The 7,618-nt window shown below is 74.0% G+C and carries 8 protein-coding genes; 7 read left to right on the forward strand and 1 reads right to left on the reverse strand.

Features of this window, described 5'->3' with window-relative positions; all coding sequences use genetic code 11:
- The first annotated feature begins 203 nt into the window (after nt 1–203).
- The 3 genes from AC07EG_RS00680 (at nt 204) to AC07EG_RS00690 (ending at nt 2,522) form a co-directional block, all read left to right on the forward strand.
- Nucleotides 204–1,733, forward strand: coding sequence for a DNA polymerase Y family protein (locus tag AC07EG_RS00680; RefSeq protein ID WP_478250819.1), 1,530 nt, complete (start codon nt 204–206; stop codon nt 1,731–1,733).
- The gene (locus AC07EG_RS00685) at nt 1,733–1,864 is read left to right on the forward strand and encodes a hypothetical protein (RefSeq protein ID WP_478250820.1); all 132 of its coding nucleotides are present in this window, start codon (nt 1,733–1,735) and stop codon (nt 1,862–1,864) included. The genes AC07EG_RS00680 and AC07EG_RS00685 overlap by 1 nt, the downstream gene beginning before the upstream one ends.
- 61 nt (nt 1,865–1,925) lie before the next feature.
- Entirely contained in the window at nt 1,926–2,522 is a 597-nt protein-coding gene (locus AC07EG_RS00690) for a pentapeptide repeat-containing protein (protein WP_478250821.1), read from the forward strand.
- A gap of 43 nt (nt 2,523–2,565) precedes the next feature.
- Here AC07EG_RS00690 and AC07EG_RS00695 read toward each other — a convergent pair whose 3' ends face one another.
- Entirely contained in the window at nt 2,566–4,929 is a 2,364-nt protein-coding gene (locus AC07EG_RS00695; protein WP_478250822.1) for a TNT domain-containing protein, read from the reverse strand.
- 114 nt (nt 4,930–5,043) lie between these two features.
- Between AC07EG_RS00695 and AC07EG_RS00700 the strand changes: the two genes are divergently transcribed.
- The 4 genes from AC07EG_RS00700 (at nt 5,044) to AC07EG_RS00715 (ending at nt 7,507) form a co-directional block, all read left to right on the forward strand.
- Complete coding sequence (locus AC07EG_RS00700) at nt 5,044–6,054, forward strand: DMT family transporter (RefSeq protein WP_478250823.1); 1,011 nt, start codon at nt 5,044–5,046, stop codon at nt 6,052–6,054.
- 5 nt (nt 6,055–6,059) lie between these two features.
- Nucleotides 6,060–6,911, forward strand: coding sequence for a bifunctional methylenetetrahydrofolate dehydrogenase/methenyltetrahydrofolate cyclohydrolase (locus AC07EG_RS00705; protein ID WP_478250824.1), 852 nt, complete (start codon nt 6,060–6,062; stop codon nt 6,909–6,911).
- Between the two features lie 77 nt (nt 6,912–6,988).
- Nucleotides 6,989–7,222, forward strand: coding sequence for a DUF3017 domain-containing protein (locus AC07EG_RS00710; protein ID WP_478251208.1), 234 nt, complete (start codon nt 6,989–6,991; stop codon nt 7,220–7,222).
- Nucleotides 7,223–7,333: 111 nt separating this feature from the next.
- A complete protein-coding gene (locus AC07EG_RS00715) occupies nt 7,334–7,507 on the forward strand; it encodes a hypothetical protein (protein ID WP_478250825.1) in 174 nt (57 codons plus the stop codon).
- Nucleotides 7,508–7,618 lie beyond the last annotated feature (111 nt).

The raw sequence follows: 7,618 nt of genomic DNA on the forward strand, positions 1-7,618 counted from the left end.
GGCGAGAACAGGTCGACCGGTGGCGTGGTTGAGCGGGCTTCGGGTGCCGCGGGTATTCGGCTTGCTCCGGGTGAGCCGGAGGACGTGCGGCCCGATGGGAGCGGGCCGATCGGCGACGCGAGCTCCGGCAGCGCCGCGGAGGTCCGGTTCCCCGCAGACGAAAAAGCTTGGAGTACCGGCGAAACCGATTACGCGGGTGTCGGATGAGCCGGTTGCTGGTGGTGTGGTGCCCCGACTGGCCGGTGGTCGCCGCGTGTGCGGCGGAGGGGGTGCCCCAGGACCGCCCCGCGGCGGTGTTCAGCGCAAACCGCGTGGTCGCCTGTTCGGCACTGGCCCGCGCGGACGGGGTGCGCCGCGGGATGCGGCGCCGTGACGCGCAGGCGCGTTGTCCCGAGCTGGTGGTGTTCGCCGGGGAACCGGAGCGGGACGCCCGGTTCTTCGAGGCGGTCGCCGTCGCGGTGGAGGAGCTGGTGGTCGGGGTCGAGGTGGTGCGGCCGGGCCTCGTGGCCGTGCCGGTGGCCGGGGCCGCCGGGTACTTCGGCGGTGAGCAGCGGCTGGCCGAGCTGCTGGTCGACCAGGTGGCCCGCGCCGGGGTGGAGTGCCAGGTGGGGGTGGCGGACGGGCTGTTCGCGGCGACCCTGGCCGCGCACCGGTCGACGCTGGTGGAGCCGGGCCGCACCGCCGAGTTCCTGGCCCCGCTGGGCATCCGCGAACTCGACCAGCCGGGCACCGGCCGCACCGAGCTGGTCGACCTGCTGCGCCGCCTCGGGTTGCGCACGCTCGGGGCGTTCGCGGCGCTGACCACGCGCGAGGTGCTCAGCCGGTTCGGGGCGGCCGGGGAGCTGGCGCACCGGCTGGCGGCCGGGCGGTCGGAGCGGCCGCCGCTCCGGCGCCGACCGCCGCCGGAGCTGACCGTGGCCCAGGAGTTCGACCCGCCGCTGGACCGGGTGGACGTGGCGGCGTTCATGGGCAAGACCATGGCCGCCGGCTTCCAGGAGGGGCTGGCCGCCCACGGCCTGGCCTGCACCCGCCTCGGTGTGCACGCCCGCACCGAGCACGGCGAGGAGCTGACCCGGGTCTGGCGGTGCGCCGAGCCGCTGGACGCCCAGGGCGTGGCCGACCGGGTGCGCTGGCAGTTCGAAGGCTGGTTGAAGGGCACGTCCGGCAACCGGCCGAGCGCGGGCGTGGTCGAGCTGCGCCTGGTGCCGGAGGAGACGGTCGAGGGCCGGTCGTTGCAACTGGGCCTGGTCGGCACCGGGCAGCAGCTGGCCGACGAACGCGCCGCGCAGGCGATGGTGCACGTCCAGGGCCTGCTCGGGCCGGAAGCCGTGGTGACCCCGGTGCTCGACGGTGGCCGCGGCCCCGCCGACCGGGTGCGCCTGGTGCCGTGGGGCGATCGCCGGGTGCCGGAGCGGCAGCCCGAGGCGCGCTGGGACGGGCGCCTGCCGATGCCCGCGACGGTGTACGAGCGCCTGGTGCCGGCGCGGGTGTTCGACGCGACCGGGGCCGAGGTGCAGATCACCGACCGCTACCGGATCAGCGGACCGCCCGCCGCGGTGGCGGTGGACGGGGGTGCGGCGCGGGCGGTGCGTGGCTGGGGCGGACCGTGGCGGGACCGGGGCGCGGGTGCGGAGAAGGTGCGGTTGCAGGTGTTGCTCGACGGTGCGCCGGCCGTGCTGCTGGTCTGCGCACCGGGAAATCCCAAGTGGACAGTAGAAGGAGTGTACGACTAGTGAGCGATCAGGAATACCTGCGCCGGGTACGGGAATGGCTGCGGGCGGAGGAGGCCGAAGTGGATGGGGCCGAGCCGGACCTGTCGGCGTTGATCCCGCGTCAGCGCACCGGTGAGCCGCAACTCGGCTGATGGGCCGCCGCGGTGTGCACCGTCTTCGACCGGCCGGAACGCCACCTGCGAAGCTGGTGCGGTGGACGAGGAAACGGAAACCGGTGAGGACTACCGCGACGCCGTGCTGCCCGGCGCGAACTGGGAGCGCCGCCGGTTCGTGGGCTGCGACTTCACCGAGGCCGATCTGCGCGGGCTGGTGACGCAGGGCTGCACCTTCGACGAATGCGACTTCACCAAGGCCGACCTCGGCGAATCGCGCCACACCGCCTCGGCGTTCCGCTCGTGCGTGTTCGACCGCACGGTGCTCGCGGACACCACCTGGGAGAGCTGCTCGCTGCTCGGTTCGTCCTTCACGGAGTGCCGCATGCGCCCGATTTCCTTGCGGGAGTGCGATTTCACGCTCGCGTCCCTGGGCGAGGCGCGGCTGGCGAAGGCCACGCTCGCCGGGTTGCGCTTCCGCGAGGCGAATTTCCTCGACGCCGATCTGACCGGCGTGGACCTGACCGGGGCCGACCTGTCCGGTGCCCGCCTCGCCGGGGCGAAGCTGGAGGGCGCCGACCTCCGCGGTGCCCGGCTCGAAGCCCGCGAACTCCGGCAGGCGAACCTCGCCGGGGCGCGTGTCGACGTCGACACCGCGCTCGCGTTCGCCGCCGCGCACGGGCTGCTGGTGACGTGAGAAAGGGGCGCTCCCGCAGCGGGAACGCCCCTTCGGCGAAGGCTCAGTCCACCGGCGGTTCGCCCGGGTCCAGCTCGATCAGGTCACCCTCGTTGAGCAACTCCTCGATCGACGCGGGCAGCAGGTACGCCGCCCCGCCACCGGGCTGGTTGAACCACGGGATGGCGATGCCCGCCAGCGCCTCCAGCGGCCGCTGCACGCGGTAGACGTGGTACGGCCGGTTGACCCACTCCGGCACCAGCGACCGCTCCTCGAACGGCGTGCCCGCCACGTAGGTCAGGTTGCCGTTCGGCCCGCCGAACCGGTCCAGCTCGCTGCCCGCGGGCAGCTCCCGCAGCTCCTTGCCGCGGAACAGGGTCAGCGGCGGCTCACCGGCGAGCGGTTTGATCGGCCACTGCTGGCCCCCGGCCCCGCCCCCGCTGCCACCGGCGGCGGGCGACTCCTCCCGGCGCGGCGCCGGGCGCTGGGGGGCGGCCGGACGCGGAGGCTCGACCGGCGGGACCGGCACCTGCTGCGTCGGCGCGGGCTCCGGCGGCCGGGACGGCGGCTCCGGCCGGGACGGCGGCGCCACCTCCGGCGACAGCTTGGTCATCAGGCCCTGGCCACCCTGGTCGCCGTCGAGCAGCGCGCCGACCGGGGCCGGGGCGCTGCGGGGCGGCGGCCGGTACGGCTGCGGCGGCTCCGGCGGTTCCTCCCGCACCGGCGCGACCACCTGCGTCGGCGGCGCGGCGGGCGGTGCCTGCGGTGGCGGGGGCGGCGGCTGCTGCTGGCGCTGCGGCTGCGGCTGCGGGGGCGGCGGTGGTTGCGGGACTTCCCGCGCCTGCGGGCGCCCGTTGAGCAGCAGCTTGCCCAGCATGAACGCGGCCGCGTCGTCGGCGTCGCCGAAGACCGCCGGATTGGTCAGCTCACCGTCGTACCAGCCGACCCGCCAGCCCGCGTCGATCTGCTCCAGGCTCCAGCCGTGGTCGGTCGGCTCGCCGATCCGGTACGCGTCCTCCGGGATCCGCAGCTCGTCCAGCTTGTCCTGCAGCTGGTCGAGCACCGGGTCGCCGTGCTCGACCGGCTCGGGCTCCTCGACCGGCGGCGGCCCGCCCGGCGCGATCGGGCTCATCGCCACCTGGGTGGGCGCGGCGGCGGGCACCGGGTCGGGCTTGGGCGCCGGGGTGAACCGGGTCGCCTGGTCCGGCCCGGCCGGCACGAACTCCTCTTCGTCGTCCAGGTCGACCTCACGCGCGGCGTGCGCGGGGGCCGGCTCCTCGAAGTCCTGCTGGTGACCGCCGAAACCTTCGCGCTCCTGCGGCTCGGTGGCGTACTGGCCCTGGTGCTGCGGGGGCTTCTCGTCGTACCCCTCGTCGTAGGCGGCCTGGTCGTAGGACGACTGGTCGTAGGCGGTCTCGGCGTACGGCTGCGGGTGCTCGTCGAACTGCTCGAACGGCGGCTCGGGCTCCGGCGGCGCGGCCTGCGCGGGCGGGGCCGGGGGCGCGACCGGGGCGGGCGGCGCCACCGGCGGCGGGCTCGACGGCGCACCGGGGCGCTGCGGCGGGGCGCTGCGCTGGACGTGCGCGGCGGCGGCCTGACGCCCCTGCTCCGGCACCTCCGGCACGGTGAACCCGTTCTGGTGGATGTGCTCGATCAGCTCCGCCTCCGGCGAAACGCCGTAGGTGCGCAGGTAGTAGTTGACCGCGGCGGGCCAGATCCAGGTGCCGTCGCTGTGGAAGGCGATCGGCACGGCGGCCTCGGGCACCTCGGCCAGCCGGTCGGTGTCGTACCCGCGGCCGGGCACCACCACCGGGGCGGCGTCGAGGTAGTCGAGCAGGCGGTCCTGCTCGTCGTGCTCGAGGTCGGGGCGGTTGATCACCGGGTGCCCCGACGGGTCGATGCCGTCGAAGACCCTGGCGATGCGGAAGTGCGGCCCCGGGCGCTCGGGACCGAGCCCGGACATCCGGCGCATCAGCCATTCGGGGATGTTCTCCTCGGCACGGGGGAACATGCGCAGCTCGTCCGCGTAGGCCTGCGACGGCGGCATCAGCTCCCACGACGGCTCGTCGCGGTCGTACTCGAGGTTGTAGCTGGACGGGTGGTCGAGCTGGTAGCGGGCGTTGAACCAGGTGCCGCGGCCGTCCCGGTACATGCCGCCGCGCAACCGGCCGAACAGGGTGGCGATGTCGTGCGTGGCCACCCACTCGCGGGTATCACCGTCGGCGGTGACGATCTCCCCGGTCAGCTCGTGGTACCGGCCCACGGCGCGATACTCGGCGGTGACACGCTGCCAGTCACGCGGGGCGGCACGCAGGAGCGCCAGCCCGATCTGCTTGACCAGGGTGTCCTGCTCGGTTGCGTTCAGCTGGGTCGTCGGTTGAGCCACCCCGACATTTTGACTGGTCCGCTCCGGCAATGCACGGCACATGTGACTAATGGGCCTCACCGCCAGCTCACACCTGCTTTCGGCCTCGCCCGACCGGGTGCCGCTGAGGCGAGGATCACCCGTACTCGGGCTTCCCCACCGGTCACACTGAACGGAATGAGCACCACCAGCAAGGCCACCGGCGTCATCGCGTCACCCGAAAGCGTACCTTCGGTCACCAGAAAAGCACTCGGGGTGAGCCTCGCGGTTTTTTCCGGGGTGACGATGGCCGTGCAGGGCCGGATCAACGGCCAGCTCGGCGTCGAACTGGGTGATCCGATGCTGGCCGCGGTGCTCTCCTTCGGCGGTGGCCTGGTCCTGCTGCTGGTCGCGCTGGCCTGCACGCCGAAGATGCGGGCGGGGCTGGGCAGGCTGCGCGCCGCCCTGCGGGTGGGCGAGCTGCGGCCGTGGCACTGCCTCGGCGGCCTGGCCGGTGCCATGTTCGTGGCCGGGCAGGCGCTGGTCGTGGTGGCGATCGGGGTGGCCATGTTCACCGTGGGCGTGGTCGCCGGCCAGACGGTGAGCAGCCTCGCGGTGGACCGCGCCGGGCTGGGCCCGGCCGGACCGCGCCCGCTGACCGCACCGCGGGTGGCCGGTGCCGTGCTCACCCTGGTCGCGGTGCTCGGCTCGGTGGCGGGCGGCCTCGGCGAGGCCGACGCCGGTGAGCTGTGGCTGATGGTGCTGCCGCTGGTCGCGGGCGTCTGCGTGGCGGTGCAGCAGGCGGTCAACGGCCGGGTCAACGCCGCGTCCGGCAGCGCGCTGACCGCCACGCTGGTCAACTTCACCACCGGCTTCGCCGTGTTGCTGCTCGCCTGGCTGGTCTCGCTGCTGGTGCGCGGCGGGCCGGTCGGCTTCCCGTCGAACCCGGTGCTCTACCTCGGCGGCATCGTCGGCATCCTGTTCATCGCGATCGCTTCGCTGGTGGTCAAGTGGACCGGGGTGCTGCTGCTCGGGCTGGCCGCGATCGCCGGGCAGCTGATCGGCGCGCTGCTGCTGGACCTGCTGGCACCGGCGCACGGCGAGCGGCTGGCGCCGGAGACGATCGGCGGGGTGGCGCTGGCGCTGGTCGCGATCGGCATCGCGGCACTGGGCGGCAGGCGGCGCGGTACCCGCCGTTTGCCACAATGACGTCCGTGACGGCGACGCTTCTCGACGGCAAAGCGACCAAGGACGCGATCTTCGACGAGCTCAAGCCGCGGGTCGCGGCGCTCGCCGGGCGCGGCATCACCCCCGGCCTGGCCACCGTGCTGGTCGGCGACGACCCCGGCTCGCACTGGTACGTCAAGGCGAAGCACGCCGACAGCGCCAAGGTGGGGGTCAACTCGATCCGCCGCGACCTGCCCGCCGACATCACCCAGGACAAGCTCGAAGCGGTGATCGACGAGCTGAACGAGGATCCGGCGTGCACCGGCTACATCGTGCAGATGCCGCTGCCGAAGCACCTGGACACCGGCGCCGTCCTGGAGCGGATCAACCCGGACAAGGACGCCGACGGCCTGGCCCCGGTCAGCCTCGGCAGGCTGGTGCTGGGGGAGACCGCGCCGCTGCCGTGCACCCCGCTGGGCATCGTCGAACTGCTGCGCCGCTACGACGTGCCGCTCGACGGCGCCAACGTCACCGTGGTCGGCCGCGGCATCACCGTTGGCAGGCCGCTGGGCCTGCTGCTCACCCGCCGCAGCGAGAACTCGACGGTGACGCTGTGCCACACCGGCACCCGCGACCTGGCCGCCGAGGTCCGGCGCGCCGACATCGTGGTGGCCGCGGCGGGGGTGCCGGGCATCATCAAGCCGGAGATGGTCAAGCCGGGGGCCGCGGTGCTCGACGTCGGCGTGTCCAGGGTGGACGGCAAGATCGCCGGCGACCTGGCGGCCGGGGTGGCGGAGGTGGCCGGTTTCCTCTCGCCGAACCCCGGCGGGGTCGGCCCGATGACCAGGGCGATGCTGATCAGCAACGTGGTGGAAGCCGCCGAACGGGCCGCGCGGTGACCACGGTGACCGCCTCGGCGCCACCACCGCGCAAGGACCGCCGGTCGTGGCTGGTGCACCTGCCCTTCGCCGTGGTGATGGCGGTGGTGGCGCTGGCCGCGCTGCGGATCGGGATGTACCACTGGCGCCAGGGCGCGGCGCTGATCGCGGGTGCGCTGCTGACCGCCGCGGTGCTGCGCGGGGTGCTGTCGGACACGCGGGCCGGGCTGCTGGCCATCCGCGGCAAGGCCGTCGACGTGATCACCTACAGCACGTTCGCCGCCCTCATCCTCTTCGTGGCCCTGACCATCACCCGCGGCCCGGGGGTCTGACCGTCTTCCCGGTGTCCGGCGGAAGGCGGACGACAAACGCGTTTTTCGCCCGGTGACCACCGTCCGGTGGGCAAAGCCGCTCGAGGACGTGCTGCGGGAGTTCGGCCGCTCGTGCGATTCGGCGGTGGTCACGGCGATCCCGGGGCCACGGCGTTCCGCCTGGACTTCCTGGACTCGTACACCGCCAACCCGTGCGCCGACGCCGCCCGCACCGGCTACCTGCTCACCGGGAAGCTGCCCACCGGGGGCTGCCCAGCCGACCCGCCGCCCTTCCCGCCCGCGTGACCGGCGTGGTGGGGCGGGGGGGGGGGGGGGGGGCCCACCCCCCCCCCCCGCGGCCAAACAGGAAAAAAAAAAAAGTGGGCCGCTCCCCCCAACTCCCCCAACCCCAAACAA

Source organism: Amycolatopsis sp. NPDC045836 (assembly GCF_056431745.1).

What these genes read in the sequence shown, in the direction of transcription:
- AC07EG_RS00700 (WP_478250823.1), top strand. Translation starts at nt 5,044, where the DNA reads ATGAGCACCACCAGCAAGGCCACCGGCGTCATCGCGTCACCCGAAAGC.
- AC07EG_RS00710 (WP_478251208.1), top strand. Translation starts at nt 6,989, where the DNA reads ATGGCGGTGGTGGCGCTGGCCGCGCTGCGGATCGGGATGTACCACTGG.
- AC07EG_RS00680 (WP_478250819.1), top strand. Translation starts at nt 204, where the DNA reads ATGAGCCGGTTGCTGGTGGTGTGGTGCCCCGACTGGCCGGTGGTCGCC.
- AC07EG_RS00695 (WP_478250822.1), bottom strand. Translation starts at nt 4,929, where the DNA reads ATGTGCCGTGCATTGCCGGAGCGGACCAGTCAAAATGTCGGGGTGGCT.